This window comes from Cryobacterium lactosi (genome assembly GCF_004403945.1).
GTDB classification, from domain to species: Bacteria; Actinomycetota; Actinomycetes; order Actinomycetales; family Microbacteriaceae; genus Cryobacterium; species Cryobacterium lactosi.
Genome location: NZ_SOHM01000007.1, coordinates 141875 through 159970, shown reverse-complemented (window position 1 = coordinate 159970; position 18096 = coordinate 141875). Strand labels below are relative to the sequence as shown.

The 18096-nt window shown below is 67.8% G+C and carries 16 protein-coding genes and 1 tRNA gene; 16 read left to right on the top strand and 1 reads right to left on the bottom strand.

Annotated elements, in window-relative coordinates; all coding sequences use genetic code 11:
• The first annotated feature begins 8 nt into the window (after window positions 1–8).
• The 15 genes from rpe to pyk all read left to right on the top strand — a co-directional run bounded on the left by rpe (window position 9) and on the right by pyk (window position 17044).
• The gene (rpe, locus tag E3T61_RS02715) at window positions 9–674 is read left to right on the top strand and encodes a ribulose-phosphate 3-epimerase (protein ID WP_134639372.1); all 666 of its coding nucleotides are present in this window, start codon (window positions 9–11) and stop codon (window positions 672–674) included.
• 46 nt (window positions 675–720) lie between these two features.
• Window positions 721–984, top strand: a complete 264-nt coding sequence (locus E3T61_RS02710; protein ID WP_130177425.1) for a phosphoribosyl-ATP diphosphatase — start codon at window positions 721–723, stop codon at window positions 982–984.
• 48 nt (window positions 985–1032) lie between these two features.
• Window positions 1033–1872 carry an ATP phosphoribosyltransferase gene (gene hisG, locus E3T61_RS02705; protein WP_134639371.1) on the top strand — a complete coding sequence of 280 codons (840 nt, stop codon included), beginning with the start codon at window positions 1033–1035 and terminating at the stop codon, window positions 1870–1872.
• 3 nt (window positions 1873–1875) lie between these two features.
• A complete protein-coding gene (gene hisF / locus E3T61_RS02700; RefSeq protein WP_134639370.1) occupies window positions 1876–2640 on the top strand; it encodes an imidazole glycerol phosphate synthase subunit HisF in 765 nt (254 codons plus the stop codon).
• Window positions 2637–3002: a phosphoribosyl-AMP cyclohydrolase gene (gene hisI, locus E3T61_RS02695; protein WP_134639369.1), complete on the top strand. Its 366-nt coding sequence runs from the start codon at window positions 2637–2639 to the stop codon at window positions 3000–3002. Before hisF ends, hisI begins: the two co-directional genes overlap by 4 nt.
• Window positions 2999–4522 (top strand): anthranilate synthase component I, encoded by a 1524-nt coding sequence (locus tag E3T61_RS02690; RefSeq protein WP_134639368.1) that lies wholly within the window; start codon window positions 2999–3001, stop codon window positions 4520–4522. The genes hisI and E3T61_RS02690 overlap by 4 nt, the downstream gene beginning before the upstream one ends.
• The gene (locus tag E3T61_RS02685; protein WP_134639367.1) at window positions 4523–5134 is read left to right on the top strand and encodes a Trp biosynthesis-associated membrane protein; all 612 of its coding nucleotides are present in this window, start codon (window positions 4523–4525) and stop codon (window positions 5132–5134) included.
• A 71-nt stretch (window positions 5135–5205) separates the two neighbouring features.
• A complete protein-coding gene (locus E3T61_RS02680) occupies window positions 5206–5427 on the top strand; it encodes a DUF6704 family protein (RefSeq protein WP_134639366.1) in 222 nt (73 codons plus the stop codon).
• Window positions 5428–5431: 4 nt separating this feature from the next.
• Window positions 5432–6214 (top strand): indole-3-glycerol phosphate synthase TrpC, encoded by a 783-nt coding sequence (trpC, locus tag E3T61_RS02675; RefSeq protein ID WP_166793121.1) that lies wholly within the window; start codon window positions 5432–5434, stop codon window positions 6212–6214.
• Window positions 6215–7441: a tryptophan synthase subunit beta gene (gene trpB, locus E3T61_RS02670; protein ID WP_134639364.1), complete on the top strand. Its 1227-nt coding sequence runs from the start codon at window positions 6215–6217 to the stop codon at window positions 7439–7441. It abuts the gene before it with no gap.
• Window positions 7438–8259, top strand: coding sequence for a tryptophan synthase subunit alpha (trpA, locus tag E3T61_RS02665; RefSeq protein WP_134639363.1), 822 nt, complete (start codon window positions 7438–7440; stop codon window positions 8257–8259). The genes trpB and trpA overlap by 4 nt, the downstream gene beginning before the upstream one ends.
• Before the next feature lie 130 nt (window positions 8260–8389).
• Window positions 8390–9364, top strand: a complete 975-nt coding sequence (lgt, locus tag E3T61_RS02660; RefSeq protein WP_420898461.1) for a prolipoprotein diacylglyceryl transferase — start codon at window positions 8390–8392, stop codon at window positions 9362–9364.
• Window positions 9365–9480: 116 nt separating this feature from the next.
• Entirely contained in the window at window positions 9481–14058 is a 4578-nt protein-coding gene (gene gltB / locus E3T61_RS02655; RefSeq protein WP_134639361.1) for a glutamate synthase large subunit, read from the top strand.
• Window positions 14051–15508 (top strand): glutamate synthase subunit beta, encoded by a 1458-nt coding sequence (locus E3T61_RS02650; protein WP_134639360.1) that lies wholly within the window; start codon window positions 14051–14053, stop codon window positions 15506–15508. Before gltB ends, E3T61_RS02650 begins: the two co-directional genes overlap by 8 nt.
• Window positions 15509–15598: 90 nt before the next feature.
• Entirely contained in the window at window positions 15599–17044 is a 1446-nt protein-coding gene (pyk, locus tag E3T61_RS02645) for a pyruvate kinase (RefSeq protein WP_134639359.1), read from the top strand.
• 232 nt (window positions 17045–17276) lie between these two features.
• Here pyk and E3T61_RS02640 read toward each other — a convergent pair.
• Window positions 17277–17362 (bottom strand) — tRNA-Leu (locus E3T61_RS02640).
• Between the two features lie 38 nt (window positions 17363–17400).
• Here E3T61_RS02640 and E3T61_RS02635 point away from each other — a divergent pair.
• Window positions 17401–18006, top strand: coding sequence for an ANTAR domain-containing response regulator (locus tag E3T61_RS02635; RefSeq protein ID WP_110127353.1), 606 nt, complete (start codon window positions 17401–17403; stop codon window positions 18004–18006).
• Window positions 18007–18096 lie beyond the last annotated feature (90 nt).

The window sequence follows — 18096 nt, the reverse complement described above, 5'->3', positions numbered from 1 at the left end:
CTGACTGAATGGTTACCCGGATCAACCCGAGCATTCTGGCCGCAGACTTCGCCAACCTGGAGCGGGAGCTGGGGCGCATCAGCACTGCGGACCTGGCGCATGTCGACGTCATGGACAACCACTTCGTGCCGAACCTCACCCTGGGCCTGCCCGTGGTCGAGCGCCTGCTGCAGGTGTCGCCGATTCCGCTCGACCTGCACCTGATGATCGACGACCCCGACCGGTGGGCACCGGACTACGCCGAGGCCGGCGCGTACTCGGTCACCTTCCACGCCGAGGCGGCAGCGGATGCCATCGGCCTCGCCAGGCGCCTGCGCGACATCGGCGCTCGGGCCGGCATCGCCCTGAAGCCCGGCACCCCCGTTGAGCCCTACCTCGACCTGCTCGCCGAATTCGACCAGGTGCTGGTGATGACCGTCGAACCCGGCTTCGGCGGCCAGAGCTTCATGGCGAGCACCATGCCCAAGCTCAGCCTGCTCGCCGATGCCGTGCGGGCCAGCGGCCTGGACGTCTGGCTGCAGGTCGACGGCGGAATCACCGAGGACACCATCGCCCAGGCGGCCCAAGCCGGCGCCAACACCTTCGTCGCCGGTTCGAGTGTCTTCAACGGCGATCCGGCCGGGCAGATCGCCCGGCTGCGCGCTGCCGCCACGCTGCACTCCCACGCGCACTAGCGTCCCTCCGCTCCCGGGGAGCCGGCGGGACCGGTAGCCTGTACAGGTGAAAACTTTCGACGACCTGTTCGCTGAGCTGAGCCAGAAGGCCATTGACCGGCCGGAGGGCTCCGGAACCGTCCGCGAACTCGACGCCGGCGTGCACGCCATCGGCAAGAAGATCGTCGAAGAGGCCGCAGAGGTCTGGATGGCCGCCGAGTACCAGAGCGACACCGAAACGGCCGAAGAGATTTCGCAGCTGATCTACCACCTGCAGGTCCTGATGGTGGCGAAGGGGCTTTCCCCCGAGGACGTCTACCGACATCTGTGATGTCGGCACCCGTACGGAAAACCACCCACCAGCCTTGGAAAGATTGACATGTTGAGAATCGCTGTGCCCAATAAGGGCTCGCTCGCCGAGACCGCCGCCCAGATGCTGTCAGAGGCCGGCTACAACGGCCGCCGGGACCCGCGCGACCTCGTCGTCGCCGACCCGCGTAACGACGTGGAGTTCTTCTACCTGCGCCCACGGGACATCGCCACCTACGTCGGCAGCGGCGCCCTCGACGTCGGCATCACCGGCCGCGACCTGCTGCTGGACTCCCGCTCGACCGCCGGCGAGATCGCCAGCTTGGACTTCGGCGACTCCACCTTCCGCTTCGCCGGTCCCGCCGGCCGGTTCACCGAGCTGGCCGACCTCGAGGGCTTGCGTGTGGCCACCAGCTACCCGGGCCTGGTCGGTAGCTTCCTCGCCGGCCACGGCATCACCGTCGACCTGGTCACCCTCGACGGTGCCGTCGAGTCCGCCGTGCAGCTCGGTGTGGCGGATGCCGTCGCCGACGTCGTCTCCACCGGCTCCACGCTGCGCAAGGCCGGCCTGCAGATCTTCGGCCCGGTGATCCTCGAATCCACCGCCGTGCTGATCACGTCCGAGAACACCCACCCGGGCATCAACACGCTGCTGCGCCGCCTCCAGGGCGTTCTCGTGGCCCGCCAGTACGTGCTCATCGACTACGACGTGCACGTCGACAACCTCGATGCAGCCTGCCAGGCCGCGTCAGGGATCGAATCGCCCACCATATCGTCCCTCCGCGACCCGAACTGGGTGGCCGTCCGAGTGATGATCCCGCGCCTGGACACCAACAGCGTGATGGACCAGCTCTACGAACTCGGCGCCCGCGCCATTCTGGTCACCTCGATTCACAACGCCAGGTTGTAAACCATGAGCCTCGCCGTCAGAGTGATCCCGTGCCTCGACGTGGCCAACGGCCGGGTCGTCAAGGGCGTCAACTTCCAGAACCTGCGGGACGCCGGCGACCCCGTCGAACTCGCCAAGCGTTACTACGAGCAGGGTGCAGACGAACTCACCTTCCTCGACGTGACGGCAACTGTCGACGACCGCTCCACCACCTACGACGTGGTGCGCGCCACCGCCGAGCAGGTCTTCATCCCGCTCACCGTCGGCGGCGGCATCCGCAGCGTCGACGACGTGTCCAGGCTGCAGGCCAGCGGCGCGGACAAGGTCGGCGTGAACAGCGCCGCCATCGCCCGCCCGGCGTTGATCTCCGAGATAGCCGACCGGTACGGCGCCCAGGTGCTGGTGCTTTCCCTCGACGTCAAACGCAGCGGACGCACGTCGTCCGGGTTCGTCGTCACCACCCACGGCGGCCGTACCGAGACCGACCTGGACGCCCTCTCCTGGGCACGACAGGCGATCGAGCTGGGCGCGGGCGAACTCCTGGTGAACAGCATCGACGCCGACGGCACCAAGGCCGGCTTCGACCTCGAACTCATCACCATCATGCGCGAGCTCAGTTCCGTTCCCGTGATCGCCTCAGGGGGAGCCGGCCGCGTCGAACACTTCCCGCCGGCCATCGCGGCGGGCGCCGATGCCGTCCTGGCCGCCTCCGTCTTCCACAGTGGAGACCTGACGATTGGCGACGTCAAGCGTGAGCTTGCCGACGCCGGAATGGTGGTGCGCCGATGAACGTCGACGCCGCTCTGGAATCCGCGCTTTTCTCACCAGACGGACTGCTGCCCGCCGTCATCCAGCAGTGGGACACCCGCGAGGTGCTCATGCTCGGCTGGATGGACCGCGAGGCACTGCGCCGCACCCTCACCGAGGGCCGGGTCACGTTCTGGTCCCGAAGCCGCCAGGAGTACTGGCGGAAGGGCGACACCTCCGGGCACGCCCAGTTCGTGCGCTCGGCCGCCCTGGACTGCGACGCGGACACCCTCGTGGTGCAGGTCGAGCAGATCGGCGCGGCCTGCCACACCGGCACGCACACCTGCTTCGACGGTCGGGACATCGACGTGACCGGCCTGATCTCCGACGAGGCCCAGCGATGAGCGCCGGATCGACGACTCTGGCGGATTTCACCGGTCTGCTCGCCGACCACCGGGTGATCCCGGTCATCCGCGAACTCTTCGCCGACGGCGAAACACCCGTGGGCATCTACCGCAAGCTCACCGGGGGAGCCGCGGGCAGTTTCCTGCTCGAATCCGCCGAACAAGGCGGCATCTGGTCCCGCTTCTCCTTCGTGGGAGTCTCCTCCTTCGGGGTGCTCACCCAGACCGGCGACGACAGCGCCTGGCTCGACTACGGAATTTCGGCCGAACGCGCCTTCGGCGGTGCAACCGACCTGGCCCCGCTGAACGCGCTGGCCTACCTGTATGAGCGCTGGCAGACGCCACGCCTGGCCGAGCACCCGCCCCTGACCGGCGGACTCGTCGGGTTCATCGGCTGGGAGGCCATCCGGCAGATCGAACGGCTGCCCAACCGGCCGCCCGCCGACTACGAGGTGCCGGGCCAGGCGTTCAGTTTCGTCGCGGACCTCGTTGTGATCGACCACAAGTTCGGAACCGTGCAGCTGATCGCAAACGTGCTCAACGACGGCGTCGAAGCCACCGACGCCCTCTGGCCGGCCGCGCAGGCACGCCTGGACGCCCTGCAGAGCAGGCTCACCCAGCCGGCGGAAGCCTTCGTGTCCGAGGTCGACCTCTCCACCCCCGCAGTGCCACGGCACCGAACCGAGCGAGACGACTTCCTGGCCGCGGTGGGCACGTCCAAGCAGCACATTGTCGACGGCGACGTGTTCCAGGTCGTCATCTCCCAGCGGTTCGACCAGGACTGCACCGCGGACCCGATCGATGTCTACAGGGTGCTGCGCAGCCTCAACCCGAGCCCGTACATGTACCTGCTCAGCCTCGAATCCACCGCCGGGCAGCCCTATTCGATCGTGGGGTCCTCCCCGGAGGCCCTGGTGAAGGTGGCGAACACCCGGGTCTTCACCCACCCGATCGCCGGGTCGAAGCCCCGCGGGGCGACCCCGGAGGCCGACGCCGACTTCGAAACCGAACTCGCCAAGGATCCCAAGGAACGCGCCGAGCACCTCATGCTGGTGGACCTCGCCCGCAACGACCTGCTCAAGGTCTGCCGCGCCGGGTCGGTGGAAGTGACCGAGTTCATGCGCATCGAACGGTTCAGCCACATCATGCACCTGGTCTCCTCCGTCGAGGGCGACCTGCTGCCGGAGATGACCGCGATCGACGTCTTCAGGGCCACTTTCCCGGCCGGCACCCTGTCCGGGGCTCCCAAACCGCGCGCGCTGGAGATCATCGACGCCCTGGAACCGGCCCAGCGCGGCGTGTACGGCGGAGTGGTGGGCTACTTCGGCTTCGCCGGCGACGCCGACCTCGCCATCGCCATCCGCACCGCGACGATCATGAACGGCGTCGCCTACGTGCAGGCAGGCGGCGGCCTGGTCGCTGACTCTGATCCCGCCTCGGAGTTCCAGGAGTCGCAGAACAAGGCGGCCGCTCCGCTGCGCGCCGTCGCCGTGGCCAATGCAATGACCCGGGTCTACTGAATGGCCGCCCCGCGTCGCATCAAGCCGATCCTGATCCTGGCCGTCATCGCGGCCAGCGGCCTCGCGCTGCTGGCCTGGACCCAGGTCTGGGCCACCGTGCGGCTGGCCGCCGACGGCACCAGCCAGCAGGTCCTGGACGTCACCGGCTCGATCGCCGCGCCGGGCCTGACCGCCCTGGCCCTGGCCGGGCTGGCCCTGGCCGGCGCACTCACCATAGCCGGTGTGGTGATTCGCATCGTCCTCGGCCTCCTCGAAATACTCCTCGGCGTCAGCGTCATCCTCTCGGCCGCCCTAGCCCTGGCCGACCCGATCGGAGCCAGCGCGTCGGCGGTCACAGCGGCCACCGGCATCGCCGGCACCGACTCCACCCGCGCGGCCGTGCACAGCGCAGCCGTGACCTTCTGGCCGTTCCTGGCCCTCGTCGCCGGGGTCCTGATGCTCCTTCTCGGCCTCGCGGTCTGCGTGAGCGCCCGTCGCTGGCCCGGCCCGACCACACGGTACGAGACCACCCGCTTCACGCCGGTCACGGATGCCGCAACGGGCCAGACCCGCCCCCGCGACGCCGTCGACGACTGGGACGGCCTCACCAGGGGCGACGACCCCACGGCCTGACCCGAACAGTCTGAGCCGACTTAGCCGGCAAGCTAGAATTGTCCCGCACGCCCCTTGACCTTAGGAGAACCATGAGCTTCGAGTCGGCAGACCCCGGCCACGGCCACTCGACGGCGGCCTGGACCGCAGTCACCATCATGCTGATCGCATTCACCATCGGCACCGTCGCGTTCTTCTTCGATGTCGCCTGGCTCGTCTGGGCCTCCGCCGCGCTCCTGCTCGCCGGCCTCGTCGTCGGCTGGATCATGGCCAAGGCCGGCTACGGCGCGGCATCGGTCGACGGAAGCCACTGAATCAGTGCCAGCCAACCTCCTCGCTGAACTTCTCGCCGGCTCGCTCGCCGACGCCGACACCCGTCGCGGTGAGCGCCCGTTCGCCGCGCTCGAGGCCGACGCGCTCGCCCAGGCGCCCGCCCTCGACGCGTTGCACGCACTCGCGCCCTCCGACCGGGTGAAGATCATCGCCGAGGTGAAGCGCGCCAGCCCGTCTCGCGGGCCGCTCGCCGAGATCACCGACCCGGCCGCACTGGCCGTGTCGTACGAATTCGGCGGTGCGAGCGCGATCAGCGTGCTCACCGAAGGCCGCCGGTTCCTCGGCTCGCTCGAGGACCTCGAGCAGGTCAGGGCGTCCGTGTCGATCCCGGTCCTGCGCAAGGACTTCATCGGCACCGCCTACCAGGTGCTCGAAGCGCGGGCGGCGGGGGCCGACCTGGTACTGCTCATCGTCGCGGCCCTCGACCAGGCCACCCTCGGTAGCCTGCACCGCCTGGTGCTCGAGCTGGGCATGACCCCGCTGGTCGAAACCCACAGCGCGGATGAGGTCGACCGCGCCCTTGACGTCGGTGCCAACCTGGTCGGCGTGAACGCCAGGGACCTCAGCACCTTCGAACTCGACCAGAACCTCTTCGCCAGCCTGGCCGACCGGATCCCCTCCGGCGTCGTCCGGGTGGCGGAATCCGCGGTCAAGACCGCCGCCGACGTGGCCCACTATCGCGCCGCGGGCGCCGATGTCGTGCTGGTCGGTGAAGCTCTCGTCACCAGCGATCCCATTCTCACCCTCAACGAATTCCTGGCGGTATAGATGTCCAACACCACCGATTCCCTGCGTGCCCAGTCCGGGCCCTACTTCGGCGACTTCGGCGGCCGGTTCGTGCCGGAATCCCTGGTGGCCGCGCTCGACGAGCTGTCGGCGGAGTACGCCCTGGCCAAGGCCGACCCGGCGTTCGCCGCCGAGCTGACCGAGTTGCACCGCAGCTACACGGGCCGGCCGTCCCTCATCACCGAGGTGCCCCGGTTCGCCGCGCACGCAGGCGGCGCCCGCATTATCCTCAAGCGCGAAGACCTCAACCACACCGGCTCGCACAAGCTCAACAACGTGCTCGGCCAGGTGCTGCTCACCAAGCGCATCGGCAAGAAACGCGTCATCGCCGAAACCGGCGCCGGCCAGCACGGTGTCGCCACCGCGACGGCGGCGGCCCTGTTCGGGTTGGACTGCGTCGTCTACATGGGCGAGGTCGACACCGAGCGCCAGGCGCTCAACGTCGCCAGGATGCGGTTGCTCGGCGCAGAGGTGGTCTCGGTGAAGACCGGCTCACGTACCCTCAAGGACGCCATCAACGATGCGATGCGCGACTGGGTCACCAATGTGGAGACCACCAACTACGTCTTCGGCACCGTCGCCGGCCCGCACCCGTTCCCCGCCATGGTGCGGGACTTCCAGAAGATCATCGGCGAAGAAGCCCGCCAGCAGGTCCTCGACCTGACCGGCCGGCTCCCCGACGCCGTCACCGCCTGCGTCGGCGGCGGCTCAAACGCCATGGGCATCTTCCACGCCTTCCTTGACGATCCCGAGGTGGCACTGTACGGCTACGAAGCCGGCGGTGAAGGCATCGAGGGCCTGCGCCACGCCGCGACCCTCACCAAGGGCCGCCCCGGCGTTCTGCACGGCGCGCGCAGCATGATGCTGCAGGACGAAGACGGCCAGACCGTCGAGTCGCACTCGATCTCGGCCGGCCTGGACTACCCGGGCGTCGGCCCCGAGCACGCCTGGCTGGCCAGCATCGGCCGGGCCACCTACCTGCCCGTCACTGACGCTGAGGCCATGGACGCGCTCCGCCTGCTCAGCCGCACCGAAGGGATCATCCCCGCCATCGAATCGGCGCATGCCCTGGCCGGAACGCTGGAACTGGGCAAGAAACTCGGCCCGGACTCGACCATCCTGGTCAACCTGAGCGGCCGCGGCGACAAGGACATGGAAACCGCCGGCCGCTACTTCGACCTCCTCGACGCTGGAGCGCAGCAGCTGTGACGAACACGAACGACACCGGAACAAGCACGGTCGAGGCCACGATCGCGGCCCGCCGTGCGTCCGGCGGCGGCGCCCTGATCGGCTATCTGCCGGTGGGTTTCCCCACCCTCACCGAGAGCATCGACGCGGCCGTCGCGATCGCCAGGAACGGGGTCGATGTCATCGAACTCGGTCTGCCGTACTCCGATCCCGTGATGGACGGCCCGGTCATCCAGGCCGCCACCCAGCGGGCCCTGGCCAATGGTTTCCGCCTGCGGCACGGCTTCGAGGCCGTAGCCGCGATCACCGCCCAGGTCGAGACGCCCGTTCTCGTGATGACCTACTGGAACCCGGTCCTGCAGTACGGCGTCGACCGGTTCGCCGACGACCTCGCCGCCGCCGGGGGAGCCGGGCTGATCACGCCGGACCTCATTCCCGACGATGCGGAAAGCTGGCTCCTGGCCAGCGAACGGGCCGGCCTCGACCGGGTCTTCCTCGCCGCGCCGTCCTCCTCCGACGAACGCCTGGTGCAGGCGGTGACCCGCAGCCGCGGGTTCGTCTACGCGGTCTCCACCATGGGCATCACCGGGGCCAGGAGCGATGTCGACTCTGCCGCCCGGGTGCTGGTCACCCGACTGCGGGAAGCCGGCGCCACGAGCGCCTGCGTCGGCCTGGGCATCTCCACGCCCGCCCAGGTACGCGAGGTACTTGAATACGCCGACGGTGCCATCGTCGGCTCCGCGCTGGTCAAGGCCCTTGCCGACGGGGGAGTCGCCGCCGTGGCCACCCTCGCGGCCGAGCTCGCTGCCGGTGCCAGAGACATCCGCGCCGCCGTCTAGTCGCGAGCTTCCCGGTAGGCGATCCCAGCCGTCCGGTCCCTTCGTTTAACCCAGCCCCGTTAGGGTAAATTGTCCGAGGCGGTCGACCGACCGGCTCACAGTGACCAGAGAGTCACGATGAAAGGTTGTTGTGGTGTCGTTGCCCTTGAGCATTCCGAGCCCTGAGTGGAGCTATTTCGACCTGGGGCCGTTCCGTATCCACGCCTACGCGATCTGCATCCTGATCGGGATCTTCCTGGCCACCGCCCTCACCAGCCGACGCCTGACCAAACGCGGCGGTGAGCCGGGCGTGGTGCTGGACATCATCCTCTGGGCCGTGCCGCTCGGCATCGTCGGCGCACGGATCTTCCACGTGCTCACCCACCCCAACGACTACTTCTACGACGGCGCGAACCTGCTGGACGTCTTCGCGGTCTGGAAGGGCGGCATCGCCATCTTCGGTGCCCTGCTGGGTGGCGCCGTCGGCGCCTACATCGGCTGCCGCCGTGCCGGCATCCGATTCTGGTCCTTCGCCGACGCCCTCGCTCCTGGCATGCTCCTGGCCCAGGCCATGGGTCGCCTCGGCAACTGGTTCAACCACGAACTGTTCGGCCTGCCGACCACGCTGCCGTGGGGTCTGGAGATCTCTCCCGACAACCCCGCCTACCCGGTCGGCCTGCCCGCCGGCACCCTGTTCCACCCGACGTTCCTCTACGAGATCGTCTGGAACCTGGTCGGTGTCGCCGTCATCCTCATCCTCGAGCGCAAGTTCCGGCTGCGCTGGGGCAGCGCGTTCGGCGTCTACCTGATCTGGTACGGCGCCGGCCGCAGCGTCTTCGAATCGATCCGGGTCGACCCGAGCGAGATCTTCTTCGGTCTGCGCACCAACGTCTGGGCCGCCCTGTTCGCAATCGTGATCGGACTGGTCATCATCCTCGTGCAGAGCCGACGCCACACCGGGATCGAGCTGAGCCCGTATCTGCCCGGACGCGAGTGGAAGCCGGCCGACGCTGAGGTAGAATCTGGTGAAACCGATTCCGAACGAGGCGATCCCGGCGATGAAGCTGCTGAACCCGTTGAATCACGCGACGTCGACGCCACAAGCACCACCGACTCCCGCCCCTAACCGAGGTCATCCCACCCGGTCCACGGTTTCCGCCCTCCATATCGGGCGGCCGGCATCTCTTCTTCCAGCGGGCCAACGTCGTCCCCACCTGCCAGTCATTTTGTGAGGACGGTCTAATGACGCAGCAACCTCTCTTCTCGCGGTTCAGTAGTGTTCCCCCAGCCCAGGGGCTCTACAACCCGCACGACGAACGCGACGCCTGTGGTCTCGCCATGGTCGCCACCCTTCGGGGGACGGCCGGACACGACATCATCACGCGAGCGCTCGATGCCCTCCGCAACCTCGAACACCGAGGTGCGGTCGGATCTGACGCCGGAACGGGCGACGGCGCCGGAATCGTCACCCAGATCCCGGATGACTTCTTCCGCGCCGTGTCGACGTTCGCGCTCCCCGAAGCGGGCCGGTACGCCGTCGGAAACGTGTTCCTGCCCACGGAACCGACCGCGCGCAGCGCCGTCAAGGGCGCCATCGAAAAGATCGCCAAGGAAGAGAACCTCAGCGTCCTCGGCTGGCGCGAGGTTCCCGTGCGGCCCGAAGAGGTCGGCAACCTGGCCCGCGCAGCGATGCCCGCGATCCAGCAGCTCTACGTCTCCAGCAGCCGCACCACCGAGGAGGGCCTGCCGCTGGGCGGCATCGACCTGGACCGCCAGGCCGTTCGGCTGCGCAAGCGCGCCGAACGTGAAGTGGAGACCTACTTCGCGTCACTGTCCTGCCGCACCATCGTCTACAAGGGCATGGTCACGACCCTGCAGCTCGAGCCGTTCTACCCGGACCTCTCCGACGAACGCTTCACCTCCAAGCTCGCCCTCGTGCACTCGCGGTACTCCACCAACACGTTCCCGTCCTGGCCGCTGGCCCAGCCGTTCCGCATGATCGCCCACAACGGCGAGATCAACACAGTGCAGGGCAACCGCAACTGGATGCGCGCACGCCAGTCGCAGCTCGAATCGAGCCTGCTCGGCGACCTGAACCCGCTGTTCCCCATCGTCACCCCCGGCGCCAGCGACTCGGCGTCCTTCGACGAGGTCGTCGAGCTGCTGAGCCTGTCCGGCCGGTCGCTGCCGCACGCCGTCATGATGATGGTGCCGGAGGCCTGGGAGAACCAGCCAGACCTGGACCGTGACCGTCGCGCCTTCTACGAGTACCACTCCATGCTGATGGAGCCGTGGGACGGACCGGCCGCCATCGTCTTCACCGACGGCACCCTCGTGGGCGCCACCCTCGACCGCAACGGCCTGCGCCCCGGCCGCTACGTCATCACCGACGAAGGCCTCGTCGTGCTCGCCAGCGAGATCGGCGTCATCGACGTCGACCCCGCCAGGGTCGTGCGGAAGGGCCGCCTACAGCCGGGCAAGATGTTCCTCGTCGACACCGAAGCCGGCCGCATCATCGAAGACGAAGAGGTCAAGGGCTCCCTCGCCGCCAGCGAGCCGTGGGGTTCCTGGCTCGACGCCGGCCGCATCAACCTCAAGGACCTGCCGGAACGCGAGCACATCGTGCACCCGCCGGCATCCGTCGTGCGCCGCCAGCGCACCTTCGGCTACACCGAAGAAGAGGTGCGCATCCTGCTCGCCCCGATGGCACGCAACGGCGCAGAGCCGCTCGGCGCGATGGGCAGCGACACGCCCATCGCCGTGCTCAGTGAGCGTCCGCGGCTGCTCTTCGACTACTTCACCCAACAGTTCGCCCAGGTGACGAACCCGCCGCTGGACTCGATCCGTGAAGAGGTCGTCACCAGCCTCAAGCTCGGGCTCGGCCCCGAACTGAACCTGCTCGCCGCGGGTCCGGAGCACGCCCGCCAGGTGGTGCTCGACTTCCCGGTGATCGACAACGACGAACTGGCCAAGATCCAGCACATCGACACGTCGCCCGGCAGCCGCACCACCACCACGATCCGGGGCCTGTACCGGTTCGACGACGGCCCCAGCGCGCTCTCCAACCGCATCGAGGAGATGTGCCACGAGGTCGACGCCGCCATCGAGGCCGGCGCCCTGTTCATCGTGCTCTCCGACCGGGACAGCTCCAAGGACCTGGCTCCGATCCCGTCGCTGCTGATGATCGCGGCCGTGCACCACCACCTCATCCGCACCGAGAACCGCCTCAAGGTGGGCATCGTGGTGGAAGCCGGCGACGTGCGCGAGGTACACCACGTGGCCCTGCTGATCGGCTACGGCGCCAGCGCCGTCAACCCGTACCTGGCCATGGAAACCTGCGAGGACCTGGTCCGCAGCGGCTACATCACCAACGTCACTCCCGAAAAGGCCGTGAAGAACGTGATCAAGGCGCTCGGCAAGGGTGTGCTCAAGATCATGTCCAAGATGGGCATCTCCACGGTCTCCTCCTACGCCGGTGCGCAGACCTTCGAGGCCGTCGGCCTCAGCCAGGACTTCATCGACCAGTACTTCACCGGTACCACCAGCAAGCTCGGCGGCGTCGGCATCGACGTGATCGCGGCCGAGAACCTCGAACGGCACGTCGGCGCCTACCCGCAGGATGCGGCCGTCACTGTGCACGAGCGCCTCGCGACCGGCGGCGAATACCAGTGGCGCAGGGACGGCTCGCCGCACCTGTTCAACCCGGAGACCATCTTCAGGTTGCAGCACTCCACCCGCACCCGCCGTTACGACATCTTCAAGGAGTACACCAAGCTCGTCGACGACCAGTCGGAGAGCCTGATGACCCTGCGCGGCATGTTCGCGTTCAACATCGGCCAGCGGAAGGCCGTGCCGATCGACGAGGTCGAATCGGTCGCGTCGATCGTCAAGAAGTTCTCCACCGGCGCGATGAGCTACGGCTCCATCTCCCAGGAGGCCCACGAGACGCTCGCCATCGCCATGAACCGGCTGGGCGGCAAGTCCAACACCGGCGAGGGCGGCGAAGACCTCGACAGGCTGCTCGACCCCACGAGGCGCAGCGCCGTCAAGCAGGTCGCCTCCGGCCGGTTCGGCGTCACCAGCATGTACCTCACGCACGCCGACGACATCCAGATCAAGCTCGCCCAGGGTGCCAAGCCGGGGGAGGGCGGCCAGCTGCCGCCCACGAAGGTCTACCCGTGGGTTGCCCGCACCCGGCACGCCACCGCCGGCGTCGGCCTCATCTCGCCGCCCCCGCACCACGACATCTACTCGATCGAAGACCTCAAGCAGCTGATCTTCGACCTCAAACGGGCCAACCCGACCGCGCGCATCCACACCAAACTGGTCAGCCAGTCCGGTATCGGTGCCGTCGCGGCCGGTGTCGCCAAGGCGCTCTCCGACGTGATCCTGGTGTCCGGGCACGACGGCGGCACCGGCGCGAGCCCGCTCAACTCCCTCAAGCACGCAGGCACACCCTGGGAGCTCGGCCTGGCCGAGACCCAGCAGACCCTGATGCTGAACGGGATGCGCGACCGGGTCGTGCTGCAGGTCGACGGCCAGCTCAAAACCGGCCGGGACGTCGTCATCGGCGCCCTGCTCGGGGCTGAGGAGTTCGGTTTCGCCACCGCACCGCTCATCGTGGAGGGCTGCATCATGATGCGGGTCTGCCACCTCGACACCTGCCCGGTGGGCGTCGCCACCCAGAACCCCGAACTGCGCAAGCGTTTCTCCGGCAAGGCCGACTACGTGGTGAACTTCTTCGAGTTCATCGCGCAGGAGGTTCGGGAGTACCTCGCAGAGCTCGGCTTCCGCAGCCTGGAAGAGGCAACCGGCCGCAAGGAACTGTTGAACGTCGATGGTGCCCTCAACCACTGGAAGGCGTCCGGGCTCAACCTGGCGCCGATCCTGGTCGGCCCCGACTTCTCGGCCGGAGAGCCCCGGCAGTCCGCCAGGGAGCAGGAGCACGAACTCGACAAGCACTTCGACGTCGAACTGATCCGGCAGAGCGCCAACGTGCTCGAGCACGGCGGTCAGATCAGCATCGCGCTGCCCATCCGCAACACCGAACGGGCCGTCGGCACCATGCTCGGCCACCAGGTGACCCTGCGGCACGGCGAGAACGGGCTGCCGGCCGGCTCCATCGACGTCACCCTGACCGGGTCGGCTGGACAGTCCTTCGGCGCGTTCCTGCCCAGCGGCATCACCCTGCGCCTCGAGGGCGACTCCAACGACTACGTCGGCAAGGGCCTCTCCGGCGGCCAGATCGTCGTTCGTCCGGACCGCGGCAGCGTCTTCGCCGCCGAGGACAACGTGATCGCCGGCAACGTCATCGGCTACGGCGCCACCCTGGGCAGCATGTTCATCCGCGGCATCGTCGGTGAACGCTTCCTGGTGCGCAACTCCGGTGCCACCGCCGTCGTCGAAGGGGTGGGCGACCACGCCCTCGAGTACATGACCGGTGGCCTCGCCGTGATCCTCGGCGAGACCGGCCGCAACCTCGGCGCTGGCATGTCCGGCGGAACCGCGTACATCTACCGGTTGCGTTCTGAACTGGTCAACCGTGATTCGCTGGACTCCGGCGAACTCACGCTGCTGCCGCTCGGCAGCGCCGACATCGAAATCGTCGGCGACCTGCTCGAACAACATCTGGAACAGACCGATTCTGTTCTGGCCGCGCGGCTCCTCGCCGACCGCGACACGACAATGAAGAACTTCGTCAAGGTGCTGCCGCGTGACTACGCAGCCGTCCTGGCGACCAGGCAGAGTGCCGTCGCCGAGGGGCTCGACCCCGATGGCGACGTGGTCTGGAACCGCATCTTGGAGGTAACCAATGGCTGACCCGAAGGGATTCCTGAAGACCACGGAGCGGGAACTTCCCCCTCGTCGTCCGGTCTCCATCCGTTTGATGGACTGGAAAGAGGTCTACGAAGCGGGCGATTCGGCCGTGCTCAAGCAACAGGCCGGCCGCTGCATGGACTGCGGTGTGCCGTTCTGCCACCAGGGCTGCCCCCTGGGCAACCTGATCCCGGAGTGGAACGACCTCACCTGGCGGGACGAAGGCCGGCAGGCCATCGAGCGCCTGCACGCCACGAACAACTTCCCGGAGTTCACTGGCCGGCTCTGCCCCGCGCCGTGCGAGTCCTCCTGCGTGCTGGGCATCAACCAGCCGGCCGTGACGATCAAGCAGGTCGAGGTGTCGATCATCGACCAGGCCTTCGCGGAGGGCTGGGTGACCCCCCAGCCGCCCGGCCGGCTCACCGGCAAGACCATCGCGGTCGTCGGCTCCGGCCCGGCCGGCCTCGCGGCCGCCCAGCAGCTGACCCGGGCCGGCCACACCGTGGCCGTGTTCGAGCGCGACGACCGCATCGGCGGCCTGCTGCGCTATGGCATCCCGGACTTCAAGATGGAGAAGAAGCACCTCGACGGCCGGCTCGCCCAGATGACCGCGGAGGGGACCCGGTTCCGTGCCGGCGTCACCATCGGCGTGGACATCACCTGGACCGACCTGCGGGCCCGGTACGACGCCGTCGTCATCGCCACCGGCGCCATGGTGCCCCGCGACCTGCCGATCCCGGGCCGCGACCTGCCCGGGGTGCATTTCGCCATGGAATACCTCGTGCAGCAGAACAAGGTCGGCGCCGGCGACAGCGTCGACAACCAGATCATCGCGGAAGGCAAGCACGTCGTCGTCCTCGGCGGCGGCGACACCGGTGCCGACTGCATCGGCACCGCGCACCGCCAGCTTGCCGCCTCGGTGACCAACCTGGCCATCGGCAAGCAGCCCGGCGACAGCCGGCCGGAGCACCAGCCCTGGCCCATGTCGCCGACCTTGTTCGAGGTATCCAGCGCACACGAAGAGGGCGGCACCCGCGAGTACCTCGCCTCCACCATCGAGTTCCTCGCCAACGACGCCGGCGAGGTGCGGGCCATCCGTGTCGCCGAAACCGAGTATCTCGACGGCCGCCGGGTCCCCAAGGCCGGAACGGAACGAGAAATTCCCGCCGATCTGGTGTTGCTGGCACTGGGATTCACCGGTCCGGACACTGCCGAGCTGACCCATGAGCTGCACGTACCCCTCGACGACCGGAGTAATGTCGTCCGTGATAGTGATTACCAGACCAGCCACGAGGGTGTTTTCGTTGCCGGAGATGCAGGCCGAGGTCAGTCGCTCATCGTATGGGCGATCGCCGAAGGGCGCGCTGCTGCGGCAGCCGTCGATCGGTATCTCGAAGGCGAGACTCAACTGCCCGCCCCGGTGAAGCCGACGGATCATTCGTTTGCCATCTGAGCGAACGAACTGAATTCCGCTGCCCATTCTCTCCAATCAACCGAACGCACGAATGCGCCACACCGGCGCGGAAACCGGAGATCCACCAGTATGAGACGCGCGAAAATCGTCGCCACCCTCGGGCCGGCAGCATCAAGCTACGAACAGATCCGCGCCATTATCGACGCCGGGGTAGACGTCTGCCGGATGAACCTGAGCCACGGCGACTACACCGTGCACGAGGGCGTCTACGCCAATGTGCGTAAGGCAGCAAACGACTCCGGACGCGCCGTCGCCGTCATGGTCGACCTGCAGGGACCGAAGATCCGCCTCGGCAAGTTCGAGGGCGGCCCGTACGACCTGGCCGTCGGAGACATCTTCAAGATCACCACCGAAGACATCCTCGGCACCAAGGAACTGTCCGGCACGACCTACAAGGGTCTGCCGAACGACGTCAAGCCGGGCGACTTCCTGCTCATCGACGACGGCAAGGTCAAGGTCGAGGTCGTGTCAACCGACGGCACCGTGGTGACCACCCAGGTCATCGTCGCCGGTCCCGTGTCGAACAACAAGGGCATCAACCTGCCCGGCGTTGCCGTCAACGTGCCCGCCCTGAGCGAAAAGGACGAGGCAGACCTGCGTTGGGGCCTGCGTCTCGGCACCGACCTCATCGCGCTCTCCTTCGTGCGGAACGCCGCCGACATCGACCGGGTGCACGAGATCATGGCAGAGGAGGGCCGCAAGGTTCCCGTCATCGCCAAGATCGAGAAGCCGCAGGCCGTCGAGGCCCTCGAGGGCATCGTCGATGCCTTCGACGCGATCATGGTCGCCCGTGGCGACCTCGGTGTCGAGCTTCCGCTCGAGGCCGTGCCGATCGTGCAGAAGCACGCCGTGGAGCTGGCCCGCCGTATGGCGAAGCCCGTCATCGTGGCGACGCAGATGCTCGAATCGATGATCCACAGCCCCGTTCCGACGCGCGCGGAGACGTCTGACGTCGCCAACGCCGTGCTCGACGGTGCTGACGCGGTCATGCTCAGCGGCGAGACCAGCGTCGGCGAGTACCCGGTGGTCACCGTTCAGACGATGGCCCGCATCGTGTCCTCCACCGAGGAGCACGGTTTGGAGCGGATCGCTCCGCTCACCAACAAGCCGCGCACCCAGGGCGGTGCCATCACGCTGGCCGCCATCGAGGTCGCCGAGTTCGTCGAGGCCAAGTACCTCTGCATCTTCACCGAGTCCGGCGACTCAGCGCGTCGTATGTCGCGCCTGCGCTCCTCGATCCCGATGCTGGCCTTCACCCCCGAGGCGAGCATCCGTCGTCGCCTCGCGCTGACCTGGGGCGTGCAGACGTACCTGGTCGACCGGGTGACCCACACCGACTCGATGTTCGGTCAGGTCGACGACATCCTGCTCGGCCAGGGCCTGGCCGAGATCGGCGACAAGGTTGTGGTGATCTCCGGATCCCCTCCCGGAATCGCGGGTTCCACGAACGACATCCGGGTTCACCGCATCGGTGACGCCCACAACGGTGTCGCTCCGGCGTACGCCCAGCAGTAACCAGCAGTACAACACCAGCCCCGCGGAGGAATCCGCGGGGCTGTTGTCGTTCCCCCGGGCACAGGCCCTCCTGAGCGGCCGTGCACGGCCGATGGGCGCGTGTGCAGTCCATTGGCGTCCCGGCCACGCGGAACGGGAAGAATGCACGCTGAGACGGGCGTGTGGCCGCTATGGGCAGAAACACCGCATGCCCGCCGCCGGGGTCGAACCGGGGGACGGGCATGCGGTGAAGTGGTACCGGTGGTGGGACTCGAACCCACACGTCCTTTCGAACAAAGCATTTTGAGTGCTCCGCGTCTGCCATTCCGCCACACCGGCTCACAACACCTGCACCAGAATACCGTAGGCTTTTGGCTGTGACCGACCAAGAGACAACTCCAGCACCCCCCCGCCGCGTCGTCGTAGCGGAGGATGAATCCCTCATCAGGCTCGACATCGTCGAGATCCTCCGTGACAACGGATTCGAAGTGGTCGGCGAAGCCGGCGACGGCGAGACCGCCGTGGCCCTGGCCACCGAGCTCCGCCCCGACCTGGTGATCATGGATGTGAAGATGCCCCACCTCGACGGGATCTCCGCGGCGGAACGCATCACCAAGGCGCACATCGCCCCGGTCGTGCTGCTCACGGCGTTCAGCCAGAAGGAACTGGTCGAGCGCGCGAGCGAGGCCGGCGCGCTGGCCTACGTCGTCAAGCCGTTCACCCCGAACGACCTCCTGCCGGCGATCGAGATCGCCCTCTCCCGCTACAGCCAGATCATCACCCTCGAGGCCGAGGTCGCCGACCTGGTCGAGCGCTTCGAGACCCGCAAGCTCGTCGACCGGGCCAAGGGCCTGCTGAACGAGAAGATGGGCCTGACCGAGCCGGAGGCGTTCCGCTGGATCCAGAAGGCGTCCATGGACCGCCGACTGACCATGCACGATGTCGCCCAGGCGATCATCGAACAGCTCAGCGCCAAGAAGTAAACCGAACCACGACGCAACGCCCCGTCACGAAAGAAGCGGGCCCCTTCTGGAGGGGCCCGCTTTTTCGTGTCCGCCGAGGTTCGGGCGCGG